The sequence below is a fragment of the Burkholderia sp. IT-111MI5 genome, from assembly GCF_949752865.1.
GTDB lineage: Bacteria > Pseudomonadota > Gammaproteobacteria > Burkholderiales > Burkholderiaceae > Burkholderia > Burkholderia pyrrocinia_C.
Genome location: NZ_CATKIF010000018.1, coordinates 1 through 15744, shown reverse-complemented (window position 1 = coordinate 15744; position 15744 = coordinate 1). Strand labels below are relative to the sequence as shown.

Sequence of the window (15744 nt, the reverse complement as noted above, 5' to 3'; positions counted from 1 at the left end):
AGACGATCGGGTACGGCGTCGCTCAAGCGATCATTCGGTCAGGTTGGCATGCGTGTAGGGAATGTGACGGGGTGCGGCCGGGCGAGGTGGCGGCGGCCGGCCGTGGTCACGGTCATCCGGAAAGCCTGCGCCGGCTTACGTCGACGCCATGTCGTGCGCGCGCATCGCGGTAGCACATTCGGCCGCTTCGGCGAGCATCCAGTCGCGCACGTCGGCGACTTCGCGGCGCGGGGCCGGATCGTGCTGGAACAGCCAGTAGCCGTACGCATCCGACAGCGCTTGCGTGTGCGGCCCGAGCACCGCGAGCCGCCCGTCCGCGAGCATCGGCGAGACCAGCGCGAGCCGGCCGAGCGCGACACCCTGGCCCGCGATCGCGGCCTGGATCACCTGGTCGTACTGGTTGAAGCGCAGCACGCCTTTGGGGCGCGCGTCGCCGAGCCCGGCCGCGTGCAGGTGCGTGCGCCACTGCAATTGCGGTTGCGGCGGCCCGTCGAATTCGAGCAGCACGTGGTCGGCGATCGCGGCCGCGCTCGTGACCGGCCGCGCGGCGAGCGCGGGATGCGCGACCGGCACGACGATCTCGTCGAACAGGCGCAGCGCGCCGGCCGGCGCGCGGTCGCGCGGGCAATAGCGGATGCCGAGGTCGATGCCCTCGGCGCGCAAATCGAGTACCTTGTCGTTCGCGGCGACGCGCAGGTCGATCTCCGGCAGGCGCGCCTGCAGCCGCCCGAGTCGCGGCAGCAGCCACAGCGCGGTGACGCCGATGCTCGCGGTGATCGTGACGGGCTGGCGTTCGCGCGAGGCGGCGAGCGACGCGACGGTGTCCTGCAGGCTGTGCAGCGCCGCATCCGCGACGCGGAACAGCCGTTCGCCTTCCGGCGTGAACGCGATCTTCCGGTAGCCGCGCTGCAGCAGCACGACGCCGAGATGCGCTTCGAGCGCATGCACCTGGCGGCTGACCGCCGACTGCGTGACGCACAGGTCCTGCGCGGCGAGCGTGATGCTCATGCGGCGGCCGACGGCGACGAAACCGCGGACCAGGTCGAGCGACGGGAGACGGATGAGAGGCGTTGACATGCGCGTGACTCATGCGAACGGAGCAGGAAGATTGGTTGAGGACGCGGCACGCGTCAAGTTCAATGGAGGCTGGCCGATGGGCGCGGGCGGTGGCTCGCGCCGGCTCGGAGCGTGAAGCACGGGGCCGGAGCGGGCGCTGAAGCGCTGACTCTGGCCGACCGCAAAGCATGGGACCAGAGTAAGCGCTAAAGCGCTAACTCTGGTCGACCGCGAAGCATGGGATCGCAGTAAGCGCTAAAGCGCTAACTGCGATCGACAGGAGACAGGATGACGATTTCGAACGAAGGAGACGGAGCGGCACCGGGCAGTCGCGCGGCGGGCGCGTTGCCGCCCGAGCCCGTGACGCTGCGCGCGGCCGACGGTTATGCATTGCGCGGCCATGTGTGGCGCCATCGCGGCGGCGGTGCGGCGCGGCCCGTGACGGTCGTCAATTGCGCGACGTCGGTGCGCTGCGACTATTACTTCCGTTTCGCGGCCTGGCTGTTCGCGCAGGGGCGCGACGTGCTCGTCTACGACTATCGCGGCATCGGCGGGTCGCGCCCGGCGCGGCTCGCGAAGCTGCGCGCGAACTGGCTCGACTGGGGGCAGCTCGATTGCGAGGCCGCGCTGCAATACGCACGCGACGCGTTTCCGGGCCAGCCGATCGACGTCGTCGCGCACAGCATCGGCGGCTGCGTGCTCGGGCTCGCGGCATCGAACGTGCACGTGCGGCATGCGGTGACCGTCGGCGCGCAGTATGCGTACTGGCGCGATTACCTGCCGGCCGAGCGGCGGCGCATGTGGTGGAAGTGGCATGTCGCGATGCCGGCGCTCGCGGCCGTGTTCGGCTACGTGCCCGCGAAGCGGCTCGGCTGGATGGAGGACACGCCGCGCGGCATCGCGCTGTCGTGGGCGCGTTCGCGGCCGCGTTTCGAGGACGGCTACGTCGGCGGCCTGTTCGAGGACGGAGCCGTGAGCCGTGCGGCGCTGCCCGCGCGCTTCGCGGGGCTGTCGGCACCGATGCTCGCGATCGGTACCGATGACGACGCGTTCGGCACGATCGACGCGATCGAGCGGCTGGTCGGTTACTACACGGGCAGCGACGTCACGCACCTGCGGATTGCGCCGGCCGACATCGGCGTCGACGCGATCGGCCATTTCGCGTTTTTCCACAGCCGTTTCACCGACACGCTGTGGCCCGTCGCGCTGTACTGGCTGCAACACGGCGTGCTGCCGGCCGATGCGCCGGGCAGCGTGCACGCGCTGCATCCGGCGTCGCGTGCTCGGTTGACGGGTGGCGGCGTGCCGGGCGTTGCCGCGAACGGATGAAGCGGGGCGGCCGCGCAATGGGGTGCCTACGCGGCACGTTGTTGCGCGCGGCCTTCGAGTGTCGTTCGTGAAGCATCCGTCGTTCGGTACCGATCGCGAGCATCGGTGCCGACAGCCCCGCGAAGCGCGCGGGCAGCGCCGTGCGGCTCACGGCACCTTCCTCGAGCAGTTCGATGCGGGCGCGGCAATCCGCGCACATGCCGGTTCGTGCGCCGGCGCGATCGATTAACATCGGACGTTTCATTCCACAGCCCAGGCTGCCGCGTGCCGATGTCCATTCCGTCCGATTCCGCTTTCCCGGTCGACACCCCCCGTGCGTGGCGCATGCATGCGCTCGACGTGCCGGCCGCCGCGTCCCGCGCCGGCGTGCGGATCGCGCGCATCGATTTCGACTGGCGCGTGCCGCTGGCGTCGCCCGCGTATGCGGCGCTCAGCGATGCCGAGCGTGCACGGGCCGCACGCTTCATGCGGCACGAGGATGCGGTGCGCAGCGCCGCGACGCGCGCCGCGCTGCGCGACGTGCTCGGCGCGGCCCTCGGTGTCGCGCCGCACGCGGTCGCGATCGTCGTCGACGAAGCGGGGCGGCCGTCGCCGGACCCCGCGCATGGCACGACGCTCGATTTCAACGTGTCGCACGCGGGCGATCATGCACTGCTCGCGTGGGTGCCCGCGGGCCGTGTCGGCGTCGACATCGAATCCTGCAGCCGCACGACCGACTGGCGTGCGCTGACGAGCGAAGTCTGCGCGCCGGCCGAGGCCGCGTATCTCGACGGCCTGCCGCCCGACGCGCGCGCCGGCGAATTCATGCGAGTCTGGTCCGCGAAGGAGGCGCTGCTCAAGGCGCTCGGCACCGGCATCGGCGGCGGGCTGCGCGCGTTCGCGGTCGTGCCGCCGCGCGATGCGGCGACACCGGCGACGACGATCGTCGAGCCGGCCGCGCCCGCCGCCGGCGTCGCGGCGTTCGACGCGGCGTGGGTCGACGCGGCGCCCGGCTACGCGGCATGCGTCGCGTGGACGCGCGCGTGAACCGGCGTCAACGAGCGGCGTTCATTCGAGCGGCGTGTCGTTCGGCGCCGCGTAGCGCGCCCTGATCACGTCGCTCATCGGGAAGTCGAACGACAGCCCCTTCGGCGGCACCGGCTTCATGAACCACTTGTCGTACAGCGCGTCGATCTCGCCGCGCTTCATCAGTTGCACGAGCACGCCGTCGACGAGCGCCTTGAACTGCGGATCGTCCTTGCGCAGCATGAACCCGTAGGCTTCCGACGACTGCGGCGTGCCGACGATCTGCCAGTCGGCCGGCTTCGCGGCGAGCTGGCGCACGCCCGCGAGCAGCACGTCGTCCATCATGTACGCGGCCGCGCGGCCCGATTCGAGCGTGAGGCGTCCTTCGCCGTAGTCCTTCGCGCTGATGACCTGCATGTTCAGCTTCTTTTCCTCGTTCATCTTGCGCAGCAGGCGTTCGGACGTCGTGCCCTGGTTCGTCACGACCGTCTTGCCGGCGAGGTCGGGGAAGTCGCGGATGCCCGACGTCGTGCGCGTCAGCAGGCGCGTCGTCGCGACGAAGAAGGTGGTCGAGAACGCGACCTGCGCATGGCGCGCGGCCAGGTTCGTGGTCACGCCGCATTCGAGGTCGACGGTGCCGTTCTGCACGAGCGGGATGCGGTTCTGCGACGTGACCGGGATGAAGCGCACCTGCAGGTCGGGCTTGCCGGTGCGCGCCTTCACCGCGGCGATCACGCGGTCGCACAGGTCCTGCGAGAAGCCGATCACCTTGCCGCCCGCGTCGACATAGGAGAACGGCACCGACGTTTCGCGATGGCCGATCGAGATCAGGTTGCTCTGCCGGATCTTCTCGAGCGTGCCCGACAGCGGCTCGGCGGCGAGCGATGCGCCGCACGCGAGCGTGCACGCGGCGACGAGCAGGCTGCGGCGGAACAGGGCGGCGAACCGCGGTGGGAAGGTCATGGCGGGGCTCCTTGGCGAATGGTGATCCGTATGTTGCCAAAGACAAAATAATTGCAACATATGTTAATGCCCGGGTTCTTCGGGCGGCCCGTCAAGGCCACGCCGGACATCAGGGAAACTCCCAAGTCGAAATCGGCGAAAAACGGGTTGTCTAGACAAGTTTGGCTGGCTACACTTCAATCCATTCCGAACTTGTCTAGACAGGATTGCTCACATGATTACGTTGACCCCCGGCCATCTGACCCTCCCGCAACTGCGCCGGATCGCACGCGAATCCGTGCAACTGACGCTCGACCCGGCCAGCTTCGCGAAGATCGACGCCGGCGCGAAGGCCGTTGCCGACATCGCTGCGAAGGGCGAGCCGGCCTACGGCATCAACACGGGCTTCGGCCGCCTGGCCAGCACGCACATCCCGCACGACCAGCTCGAACTGCTGCAGAAGAACCTCGTGCTGTCGCACGCGGTCGGCGTCGGCGAGCCGATGGCGCGTTCGTCGGTGCGCCTGCTGATGGCGCTGAAGCTGTCGAGTCTCGGCCGCGGCCACTCGGGCATCCGCCGCGAAGTAATGGACGCGCTGATCAAGCTGTTCAACGCGGACGTGCTGCCGCTGATCCCGGTGAAGGGCTCGGTCGGTGCGTCGGGCGACCTCGCGCCGCTCGCGCACATGTCGGCCGTGCTGCTCGGCGTCGGCGAAGTGTTCATCCGCGGCGAGCGTGCCAGCGCGCTCGACGGTCTGCGCGTCGCGGGCCTCGCGCCGCTGACGCTGCAGGCGAAGGAAGGCCTCGCGCTGCTGAACGGCACGCAGGCATCGACCGCGCTGGCGCTCGACAACATGTTCTCGATCGAAGACCTGTATCGCACCGCGCTCGTCGCGGGCGCGCTGTCGGTCGACGCGGCAGCCGGCTCGGTGAAGCCGTTCGACGCGCGCATCCACGAACTGCGCGGCCATCAAGGCCAGATCGACGCGGCCGCGTCGTACCGCGACCTGCTCGAAGGCTCGCCGATCAACCAGTCGCACCGCGACTGCGACAAGGTGCAGGATCCGTACAGCCTGCGCTGCCAGCCGCAGGTGATGGGCGCGTGCCTGGACCAGATGCGCCATGCGGCCGACGTGCTGCTGATCGAAGCGAACGCCGTGTCGGACAACCCGCTGATCTTCCCGGACACCGGCGAAGTGCTGTCGGGCGGCAACTTCCACGCCGAGCCGGTCGCGTTCGCAGCCGACAACCTCGCGCTGGCCGCAGCGGAAATCGGTGCGCTGGCCGAGCGCCGCATCGCGCTGCTGATCGACGCGACGCTGTCGGGCCTGCCCCCGTTCCTCGTGCGGGACGGCGGCGTGAACTCGGGCTTCATGATCGCGCACGTGACGGCCGCCGCGCTGGCGTCGGAAAACAAGACGCTCGCCCATCCGGCGTCGGTCGACTCGCTGCCGACTTCCGCGAACCAGGAAGACCACGTGTCGATGGCGACGTTCGCCGCGCGCAAGCTCGCCGACATCGCGGACAACACGAAGCACATCCTCGCGATCGAACTGCTGGCCGCCGCGCAGGGCGTCGACCTGCGCGCGCCGTATCACACGAGCCCGAAGCTGGCGCCCGCGATGGAAACGATCCGCAGCAAGGTCGCGCACTACGAGCTCGACCACTACTTCGCGCCGGACATCGCGGCGATCGCGCAGCTGGTCGGCGAACGCGCGTTCGCGAAGATCAGCCCGTTCTCGTTCGCATCGGAACAGTAAGCCGATGAGCGCGCCGGTCTACCAGGAGATCAAGGATTTCATCCTGGGCCGCATCCACGCCGGCGAGTGGGAGGAGGGCGACCAGGTGCCGTCCGAGAACGAGCTGGCGCGCGAGTTCAAGGTTGCGCGCATGACCGTCAACCGCGCGCTGCGCGAGTTGACGGCCGAGCAGGTGCTCACGCGCATGAAGGGCGCGGGCACCTACGTCGCGCGGCCGAAGTACGAGTCGACGCTGGTGGCGATCCGCAGCATCTCGGAGGAGGTCGGCGCGCGCGGGCATGCGTATCACGCCAGCGTGCTCGGCCTCGAGACGATCCGCGCCGACGAGGCGCTCGCCGACGAGATGCAGGTGGCCGTGCGCACGAAGCTGTTTCATTCGCAGGTGCTGCACTTCGAGAACGACGAGCCGGTGCAGCTCGAAGAACGATGGGTGAATCCGGCGGTCGCGCCGGATTACGCCGAGCAGGATTTCACGAACACGACGCCGAACCTGTACCTGATGCGCGCGGCTCCGCTGCAGCGCGTCGAGTACCGGATCGAAGCGGCGGCGCCGGCGCCGGAGCGGCGCGAGCAGCTGCGGATGGACGACGTCGAGCCGTGTCTGGTTTTACATCGGCGCACCTGGTCGCAGGGCGTCGTCGCCTCGGTGGCGAATCTGTGGCATCCCGGCAGCCGTTATCGCTTCACCGGGCATTTCTGATTCCTATTTGATATTCATTTTCCTTCGGGAGCAGTCGTCATGAACCATCCGAAACACATCGATCCCCGTCTCGATCCGACGCGCACGATCCGCGCGCCGCGCGGCAGCGAGAAGACCTGCAAGACCTGGCTGGCCGAAGCGGCCTACCGGATGATCCAGAACAACCTGGATCCGGAAGTCGCCGAGCATCCGCACGCGCTCGTCGTGTACGGCGGCATCGGCCGCGCGGCGCGCAACTGGGAATGCTACGACCAGATTCTCGCGTCGCTGAAGGATCTCGAAGAGAACGAGACGCTGCTGATTCAATCGGGCAAGCCGGTCGGTGTGTTCCGCACGCACAAGGATGCGCCGCGCGTGCTGCTCGCGAACTCGAACCTCGTGCCGCACTGGGCGACGTGGGATCACTTCCACGAGCTCGACCGCAAGGGCCTGATGATGTACGGCCAGATGACGGCCGGCAGCTGGATCTACATCGGCAGCCAGGGCATCGTGCAGGGCACCTATGAAACGTTCTTCTCGGTGGCGAACCAGCACTTCAACGGCGATCCGTCGGGCCGCTGGATCCTGACGGGCGGCCTGGGCGGGATGGGCGGCGCGCAGCCGCTGGCCGCGACGATGGCCGGCTTCTCGATGATCGCGGTCGAATGCGACGAGACGCGCATCGACTTCCGCCTGAAGACGCGCTACGTCGACAAGAAGGCGACGACGCTCGACGAGGCGCTCGGCATGATCGACGAAGCGAAGCGCACGGGCAAGCCGGTGTCGATCGGCCTGCTCGGCAATGCGGCCGACGTGTTCGCGGAACTCGTCGAGCGCGGCATCACGCCGGATTGCGTGACCGACCAGACGAGCGCGCACGACCCGATCAACGGCTACCTGCCGCAGGGCTGGACCGTCGCGCAATGGCGCGAAGCGCAGAAGGTCGATCCGCAGAGCATCGTGAAGGTCGCGAAGCAGTCGATGGCCGTCCAGGTGCGCGCGATGCTGGCATTGCAGGACCGTGGCGCGGCGACGCTCGACTACGGCAACAACATCCGCCAGATGGCGCTGGAAATGGGCGTCGAGAACGCGTTCGACTTCCCGGGCTTCGTGCCGGCGTACATCCGCCCGCTGTTCTGCGAAGGCAAGGGCCCGTTCCGCTGGGTCGCGCTGTCCGGCGATCCGGAGGACATCTACAAGACCGACCAGAAGGTGAAGGAACTGATCCCCGACGATCCGCACCTGCACAACTGGCTCGACATGGCACGCGAGCGCATCGCGTTCCAGGGCCTGCCGGCACGGATCTGCTGGGTCGGCGTGAAGGATCGCTACCGCCTCGGCCAGGCGTTCAACGAGATGGTGAAGAACGGCGAACTGAAGGCACCGATCGTGATCGGCCGCGACCACCTCGACACGGGTTCGGTCGCAAGCCCGAACCGCGAGACGGAATCGATGAAGGACGGTTCGGACGCGGTCAGCGACTGGCCGCTGCTGAACGCACTGCTGAACACGGCAGGCGGCGCATCGTGGGTGTCGCTGCACCATGGCGGCGGCGTCGGCATGGGCTTCTCGCAGCACTCGGGCGTCGTGATCGTCGCCGACGGTACGGCTGAAGCGCACGAGCGTCTCGGCCGCGTGCTGCTGAACGACCCGGCGACGGGCGTGATGCGCCATGCGGATGCCGGCTACGAACTCGCGCAGCAGACGGCCCGCGAAGCCGGCCTGAAGCTGCCGATGCTCGGCCGCTGAGCATGACGGCGCTCGCTCAGGCGCCGGTGAACGCGACGCTGGCCGCCGCGATGATCCGCGCAGCGGATCTCGTCGCGTCGACGTGGAAGAACGGCGGCGGCGTGACGCGCGAGATCGGTGCATTCCCGCCCGGCGCCGCGCTCGACGCATTCGCGTGGCGCGTGAGCGTCGCGGACGTCGGCGCGGCCGGGCCGTTCTCGCGTTTCGACGGGATCGACCGCACGCTCGTGCTGCTGTCCGGCGCGGGCATGACGCTTGTCGAAGCGGGCGGTGCACGCCACGTGCTCGATACGCCGCTGGCGCGCGCGGATTTCGCGGGCGAGACGGCGATCGACGCGACGCTGCACGACGGCGCGACGCGCGACTTCAACCTGATGACGCGCCGTTCGGCCGCGCGCGGCGCGCTCGACGTATGGCGCGCAGGCGCGCATCGCATCGAGCGTGCCGATACCGTGCTGCTGTTTTGCGCGACCGGTGCCGTCGGCGTCGAAATCGACGGCACGCACTACGCACTGGAAGAAATGGACACGCTGCGGCTCGATGGGCCGCGGCGTGCGTTTGACGTCGTCGTGAGCGGGGGCGGCGCGCTGCTTGCCGTCTCGCTCGCCGTCGGCGAACGAGGCTGAACGCATGAAACCGACTGTCTGGCATCACCTGAGGCTGTGTCCGCACGGCCATCCCGACGAGACGATCGACGATGCGGCGATCGCCGTCGACGAAACCGGCACGATCGCCTGGCTCGGCGCGTTGTCCGCGCTGCCGCACGATCATGCGCACTGGCAGCGCGAGGATCTGCACGGCGCGTGGGTGACGCCGGGCCTCGTCGACTGCCATACGCACCTCGTATACGGCGGCACGCGCGCTGACGAATTCGCGCAGCGCCTCGCGGGCGTAAGCTACGAGGAAATCGCACGGCAGGGCGGCGGGATCGTGTCGACGGTGCGCGCGACGCGCGCGGCCGACGAGACGACGCTGTTCGTGCAGGCCGCCGCGCGCCTGCAGCCGCTGCTCGCCGAAGGCGTGACCGCGATCGAGATCAAGTCGGGCTACGGGCTCGACCTCGCGAGCGAGCGCAAGATGCTGCGCGTCGCGCGCCAGCTCGGCGAACGCTTCCCGGTCAGCGTCTACACGACCTTCCTCGGCGCGCATGCGCTGCCGCCCGAATATGCGGGCCGCGCGGATGCATACATCGACGAAGTGTGCGAACGGATGCTGCCGACGCTGGCCGACGAGGGGCTCGTCGACGCGGTCGACGTGTTCTGCGAACGCATCGGCTTTTCGCTCGCGCAGACCGAGCGCGTGTTCGAGGCCGCGACGCGGCGCGGGCTGCCGGTGAAGCTGCATGCGGAGCAACTGTCGAACGCGGGCGGCACGGCACTTGCCGCGCGCTACCGCGCGCTGTCCGCCGACCACCTCGAATTTCTCGACGAAGCCGGCATCGAGGCGATGAAGGCGGCCGGTACGGTCGCCGTGCTGCTACCCGGTGCGTATTACTTCATCCGCGAAACGCAAATGCCGCCGATCGAGCTGCTGCGCAAGCACGGCGTGCCGATCGCGCTCGCGACCGATCACAACCCCGGCACGTCGCCGCTCGAATCGCTGCTGCTGACGTTGAACATGGGCTGCACGCTGTTCCGCATGACGGTGCCCGAGGTGCTGCAGGGCGTCACGCGCCATGCGGCCGCGGCGCTCGGCCGCGCGGATCGGCACGGTGCGCTCGAGGTGGGGCGTCAGGCCGACTTTGCCGCGTGGTCGGTCGGTTCGCTGTCGGAGCTCGCCTACTGGATCGGCCGGCCGCTGTGCGAGCAGGTCGTGCGCGGCGGCGCGACCGTGTTTCGCCGGATGAACGGATAGATTTGCATGGGACCGGACCAGGCGCTGAAGCACGTGCGGTCCGGTCGACTGCAACGGGGCACGAGCCAGCGCCGATGCGCCGGCACCTGCCAACCGTGGAATGGGATCGGATCGAACGCTGGAGCGTCGATTCCGGTCAATGAGGACTCGCAATGACCGACACCATGTTGTTCGCGGACCATGCCTACCTGCCCGATGGCTGGCGCCGCAACGTGCTGCTGCGCTGGGACGCAGCCGGCACGCTGACCGAAGTGACGCCCGACACCGACGCACCGGCAGGCGTCGCGCGTGCGGCCGGGCCGGTGCTGCCCGGCATGCCGAACCTGCATTCGCACGCATTCCAGCGCGCGATGGCAGGGCTCACCGAATACCGCGCGAATCCCGCCGACAGCTTCTGGAGCTGGCGCGACCTGATGTACCGTTTCGCACTGAAGATCACGCCCGACGCGCTCGCGGCGGTCGCGCGCTGGCTGTATGTCGAGATGCTCAAGTGCGGCTACACGTCGGTGTGCGAATTCCACTACGTGCATCACGCGCAGGACGGTTCGCGCTATCCGCAGATCGCGGAACTCGGCACGCGCGTGGTCGACGCCGCGCGCTCGGCCGGCATCGGCATCACGATGCTGCCCGTGTCGTACCAGTTCGCGGGCTTCGGCAACAAGCCGCCGCGCGACGACCAGCGCCGCTTCATCAATACGCCCGAAGGCCTGCTCGAACTGCTCGACGCCATGCGTCGCGCCGCGCCCGAGCACGGCGGGCTGCGCTACGGCGTCGCACCGCACTCGCTGCGCGCGGTGTCCGAGAACGGGCTGCGCGCACTGCTCGACGGGCTGCCCGACGACGCGCCCGTGCATATCCATATCGCCGAGCAGACGGCCGAAGTCGACGACTGCGTCCGCACATACGGGGCGCGCCCCGTGCAATGGCTGCTCGATCGCTTCGACGTCGATGCACGCTGGTGCCTCGTGCATGCGACGCACATCGACGCGGCCGAAACCGCAGCGCTCGCGAAGCGTCGCGCGGTCGCCGGCCTGTGCCTGACAACCGAAGCAAACCTCGGCGACGGTGTGTTCCCGGCTGTCGACTATCTCGCGCAGGGTGGCGTGATCGGCGTCGGCTCGGACAGCCACGCATCGGTCGACTGGCGCGCGGAACTGCGCCTGCTCGAATACGGGCAGCGGCTCGTGCACCGCGCGCGCAACGTGCTGGCGAGCGACACGCAGGCGCATGTCGCCGATCGCCTGTTCGATGCATCGCTCGCGGGCGGCGCGCAGGCCAGCGGGCGGCGCGTCGGTGCGCTGCGCGAAGGCTGTCGCGCCGACTGGCTCGTGCTCGATCCCGATCATCCGGCGATCGCCGAGCACGGCAGCGCGTCCTGGCTGTCGGGCATCGTGTTCGCCGAGCAGGGCGAGACGCCCGTGCTCGACGTCTACACGGGCGGCGAGCGCGTCGTGAGCGGCCGCCGCCATCGCGACGAAACCGTCGCGTATGCAGACTACCGCGCCGCGCTGGCGCAACTGCTGCGCTGACGCGCGGCAACCGGCGCACGCCGCCCGCGTGCGCCGGCAGACTCTAACGGTGATGCGACATGACTGAACAACCGGCTGTAATTACGCTGAAGCAGGGCACGCTGCCGCTGCTGATCTCGATTCCGCACGCAGGCACGCACATCCCCGACGACATCGCCGCGACGATGACGCCCGACGCGCGCTTCGTCGACGATTGCGACTGGCATCTCGAGCGGCTGTACGGGTTCGCGGCGGGCCTCGGCGCGTCGATCCTCGTGCCGTCGCATGCGCGTTACGTCGTCGACCTGAACCGTCCGCCCGACAACGAGAACCTGTATCCGGGGCAGGACACGACGGGGCTCGTGCCGGTCGATACGTTCGACAAGGCGCCGCTGTATCCGGCGAACGCGCTGCCCGGCAACGACGAGATCATGCGTCGCCGCGACCGCTACTGGCGTCCGTATCACGACGCGCTGCAGGGCGAAGTCGCGCGCCTGAAGCGCGAGCACGGCCGCGTGCTCGTGTGGGAGGCGCATTCGATCCGCTCGCACGTGCCGCGCTTCTTCGAAGGCCGCCTGCCGGACTTCAACTTCGGCACGTCGGGCGGCGCGAGCGCAGCACCGGGCCTCGCGGAGGCGCTGGCCGAGCGCGTGCTCGCACATGGCGGTTATACGGCCGTCGCGAACGGGCGCTTCAAGGGCGGCTACATCACGCGTCACTACGGCGTGCCCGACACCGGTGTAGAAGCCGTGCAGCTCGAGCTGTCGCAGATCACCTACATGGAAGAGACGCGTCCGTACGCGTACGACGAAGCGCGTGCAGCGCGGATCGTGCCGCTGCTGCAGACGCTCGTCGAAACCGCGCTCGCGTATCGCTGAGCACGGCCCGCCCGCTTGCGGCGGCGCGGCGGCGCGGCGGAGCAGCGGGCGACAGCCCGCCGGCGCGCAGTATCCGCGCCGACGCAATGCACAACACGGCATCGATCCCGGCGATCGATGCCGTTTTTTTGTCTGATCGATATCGTCATCGGGACCTGAAAATTTGACGCAATTTTTAGGTGATATAAGCTGAATGTCAGGAAGTCGTCTCGCACGCGCACCGGCGGCGGAGCCATCGATCATGGTTGCACCGTGCCGGAATCCGTTGCGAGACACCTTGCCGACGTGTCGCCGCGCGGCATTGCCGCATGCGCTTCATCGCGACACGTGTCCTGCATCCGTCAGTCAGTCGAGTACGATCGTGAAAGCCGCCAGCCCTTCGATACGCCGGATCCGAAGTCCGTCGGCGGGCGCGCCGCCTCAGGCCGGGTCGATCCGGCATGCTGATCGCGGCACGCGTGCCGCCCCTTTACGCGAGCCTCGTTTCTTCGCTGTTTCCCATCGCGGCCTGCGCCGCTACAACCTCGTGACCGCGCAAGTGTTCAGCGCGGTGCAGTGCGACGGCAGCGCATCGTTGTTGCCCTAGCGTCCTTTTCCGCTTTCGTCCCGGGCCGCATCGCCTGTTGCCGCATCGTCCGCGCGGCGGGATCGCGCATGCCCATGCGTCGCGTCGTGGTGCGCGCGTGCGGTGCAACCGCGGACCCTTGTCGTCCCGCGCGCGAACGAGTTGCGCACGATCACCGGAGAAACGCCCATGCGTGTGCGCCCGATCGTAGCCGTCACCGCCGACCGCATCCTGCGCGGTGCGCATCCGAATCACACGGCGGGCGAGAAGTACCTTGCCGCGCTCGTCGACGGCGCAGGCGCGCTTGTGTTCGTGCTGCCCGCGCTCGGCGCGCGCCAGCCGGCCGATGCGATTGTCGCGGCGGTCGACGGGCTGCTGTTTACCGGCAGCTACTCGAACGTCGAGCCGCATCATTACGGCGGCACTGCGAGTGCGCCCGACACGCTGCACGATCCCGCGCGCGATGCGACCGCGCTGCCGCTGATCCGCGCGGCGATCGACGCGGGCGTGCCGGTGCTCGCGATCTGCCGCGGCATGCAGGAGCTGAACGTCGCGTACGGCGGCACGCTGCATCAGCGGCTGCACGCGACGACCGGCTTCGACGACCATCGCGAGCGGGCGGCCGATCCGCTCGAACGGCAGTACGGCCCCGCGCACGTCGTGCAGCTCGCGCCGGGCGGCCTGCTGCAGCGGGTCGCGCGCGGCGCGCACGAGGCGACGGTCAATTCGCTGCACGACCAGGGCATCGAGCGTCTCGGCGCGGGGCTCGTCGTCGAAGCGAGCGCGCCCGACGGACTGGTCGAGGCCGTCAGCGTGCGCGGCGCGCGCGCATTCGCGCTCGGCGTGCAGTGGCATCCCGAATGGCGTTTCGCGGAACAGCCGCTGTCGCGCGACATCTTCGCGGCATTCGGCGCGGCGTGCCGCGCGCGCATGACGCATCGCATTCATGCGGCCGGCGGCGCGACGCCGTCGCCGGCCGCATCCGACGTCGACTGAAAGAGGCCGATCATGCAACCCGAACTGAGCGAATTCCTGCGACAACACCGCATCACCGAGGTCGAGGCGATCATTCCCGACATGGCCGGCATCGCGCGCGGCAAGATCATCCCGCGCAACAAATTCGAATCCGGCGAATCGATGCGGCTGCCGCAGGCCGTGATGGTGCAGACCGTCACCGGCGACTATCCGGAGGACGGCTCGCTGACCGGCGTGACCGATCCCGACATGGTGTGCGTGCCCGATCCGTCGACGATCTGCCTGATTCCGTGGGCTGTCGATCCGACCGCGCAGGTGATCCACGACTGCGTGCACTTCGACGGCTCTCCGGTCGAGATCTCGCCGCGCTACGTGCTGCGCCGCGTGCTCGAGCTGTACGACGCGAAGGGCTGGAAGCCCGTGGTCGCACCGGAACTCGAGTTCTATCTGGTCGACATGAACGCCGATCCCGACCTGCCGCTGCGTCCGCCGGTCGGCCGTACGGGGCGCGCGGAGACCGGCCGCCAGTCGTATTCGATCGAGGCCGTCAACGAGTTCGATCCGCTGTTCGAGGACATCTACGAGTACTGCGAGATGCAGGGCCTCGATATCGAGACGCTGATCCACGAAGTCGGCGCCGCGCAGATGGAGATCAACTTCGTGCACGGCGACGCGCTGCCGCTGGCCGACCAGGTGTTCCTGTTCAAGCGCACGGTGCGCGAGGCTGCGCTGCGGCACAACATGTACGCGACGTTCATGGCCAAGCCGATGGAAAACGAGCCGGGGTCCGCGATGCATATCCACCAGAGCCTTGCCGATGCGCGCACGGGGCGCAACCTGTTCGCCGACGAAGACGGCGCCGTGTCGCCGCTGTTCCACAGCTATCTCGCGGGGCTGCAGAAATACACGCCGGCGCTGATGCCGATCTTCGCGCCGTACATCAACTCGTATCGCCGGCTGTCGCGCTTCATGGCCGCGCCGATCAACGTGCAGTGGGGCTACGACAACCGCACGGTCGGCTTCCGCATCCCGCAGTCGAGCCCGGTGGCGCGACGCATCGAGAACCGGATTCCGGGCGTCGACTGCAACCCGTACCTCGCGTTCGCGGCGACGCTCGCCGCCGGTTATCTCGGCATGACGCAGCAGCTCGCACCGACCGAGCCGATCGCATCGGACGGTTACGACCTGCCGTACCAGCTGCCGCGCAATCTCGAGGAGGGCATCTCGTTGATGGCCGCGTGCGAGCCGCTCGCCGGCATCCTCGGCGACAAGTTCGTGAAGGCCTACCTGGCGTTGAAGGAAACCGAATACGAAGCGTTCTTCCGCGTGATCAGCTCGTGGGAACGCCGCCATCTGCTGCTGCACGTATGAGCGTGCGGCACTGCTTTACGGAGGAAACATGACCGACCGAAACGAAGCCGTTTCACCGCGACCGGCCGCGCACA

The 15744-nt window shown here is 68.8% G+C and carries 13 protein-coding genes; 11 read left to right on the top strand and 2 right to left on the bottom strand.

The features are described from left to right. Nucleotides 1–135: 135 nt before the first annotated feature. A complete protein-coding gene (locus tag ACM6JT_RS17460; RefSeq protein ID WP_414856927.1) occupies nt 136–1077 on the bottom strand; it encodes a LysR substrate-binding domain-containing protein in 942 nt (313 codons plus the stop codon). Nucleotides 1078–1344: 267 nt separating this feature from the next. Here ACM6JT_RS17460 and ACM6JT_RS17455 point away from each other — a divergent pair, with 267 nt between their 5' ends. Together ACM6JT_RS17455 and ACM6JT_RS17450 are read left to right on the top strand one after the other, a co-directional pair. Next, nucleotides 1345–2385, top strand: coding sequence for an alpha/beta fold hydrolase (locus tag ACM6JT_RS17455; RefSeq protein WP_414856926.1), 1041 nt, complete (start codon nt 1345–1347; stop codon nt 2383–2385). Between the two features lie 270 nt (nt 2386–2655). After that, entirely contained in the window at nt 2656–3411 is a 756-nt protein-coding gene (locus tag ACM6JT_RS17450) for a 4'-phosphopantetheinyl transferase family protein (protein WP_258281452.1), read from the top strand. Between the two features lie 21 nt (nt 3412–3432). On the opposite strand, the gene ACM6JT_RS17445 is transcribed toward ACM6JT_RS17450, so the two are convergent. Next, a complete protein-coding gene (locus tag ACM6JT_RS17445) occupies nt 3433–4353 on the bottom strand; it encodes a glutamate/aspartate ABC transporter substrate-binding protein (RefSeq protein WP_175749869.1) in 921 nt (306 codons plus the stop codon). 214 nt (nt 4354–4567) lie between these two features. Between ACM6JT_RS17445 and hutH the strand changes: the two genes are divergently transcribed. From hutH to ACM6JT_RS17400, 9 genes are all read left to right on the top strand, one after another. Further along, complete coding sequence (gene hutH, locus ACM6JT_RS17440; RefSeq protein ID WP_034183518.1) at nt 4568–6091, top strand: histidine ammonia-lyase; 1524 nt, start codon at nt 4568–4570, stop codon at nt 6089–6091. A gap of 4 nt (nt 6092–6095) precedes the next feature. Then, nucleotides 6096–6791, top strand: a complete 696-nt coding sequence (gene hutC / locus ACM6JT_RS17435; protein ID WP_105391883.1) for a histidine utilization repressor — start codon at nt 6096–6098, stop codon at nt 6789–6791. 39 nt (nt 6792–6830) lie between these two features. Further along, nucleotides 6831–8519 carry a urocanate hydratase gene (gene hutU, locus ACM6JT_RS17430; RefSeq protein ID WP_034183520.1) on the top strand — a complete coding sequence of 563 codons (1689 nt, stop codon included), beginning with the start codon at nt 6831–6833 and terminating at the stop codon, nt 8517–8519. Between the two features lie 2 nt (nt 8520–8521). Further along, nucleotides 8522–9145 carry a HutD family protein gene (locus ACM6JT_RS17425; RefSeq protein WP_414856925.1) on the top strand — a complete coding sequence of 208 codons (624 nt, stop codon included), beginning with the start codon at nt 8522–8524 and terminating at the stop codon, nt 9143–9145. 4 nt (nt 9146–9149) lie between these two features. Further along, nucleotides 9150–10373, top strand: coding sequence for an imidazolonepropionase (hutI, locus tag ACM6JT_RS17420; RefSeq protein ID WP_407970725.1), 1224 nt, complete (start codon nt 9150–9152; stop codon nt 10371–10373). A gap of 152 nt (nt 10374–10525) precedes the next feature. Then, the gene (locus tag ACM6JT_RS17415; RefSeq protein ID WP_034183522.1) at nt 10526–11902 is read left to right on the top strand and encodes a formimidoylglutamate deiminase; all 1377 of its coding nucleotides are present in this window, start codon (nt 10526–10528) and stop codon (nt 11900–11902) included. A gap of 59 nt (nt 11903–11961) precedes the next feature. Further along, the gene (gene hutG / locus ACM6JT_RS17410; RefSeq protein WP_072436964.1) at nt 11962–12759 is read left to right on the top strand and encodes an N-formylglutamate deformylase; all 798 of its coding nucleotides are present in this window, start codon (nt 11962–11964) and stop codon (nt 12757–12759) included. 754 nt (nt 12760–13513) lie between these two features. Next, complete coding sequence (locus tag ACM6JT_RS17405; RefSeq protein WP_407970723.1) at nt 13514–14320, top strand: gamma-glutamyl-gamma-aminobutyrate hydrolase family protein; 807 nt, start codon at nt 13514–13516, stop codon at nt 14318–14320. 12 nt (nt 14321–14332) lie between these two features. Next, complete coding sequence (locus ACM6JT_RS17400) at nt 14333–15670, top strand: glutamine synthetase family protein (RefSeq protein ID WP_105391888.1); 1338 nt, start codon at nt 14333–14335, stop codon at nt 15668–15670. Nucleotides 15671–15744 lie beyond the last annotated feature (74 nt).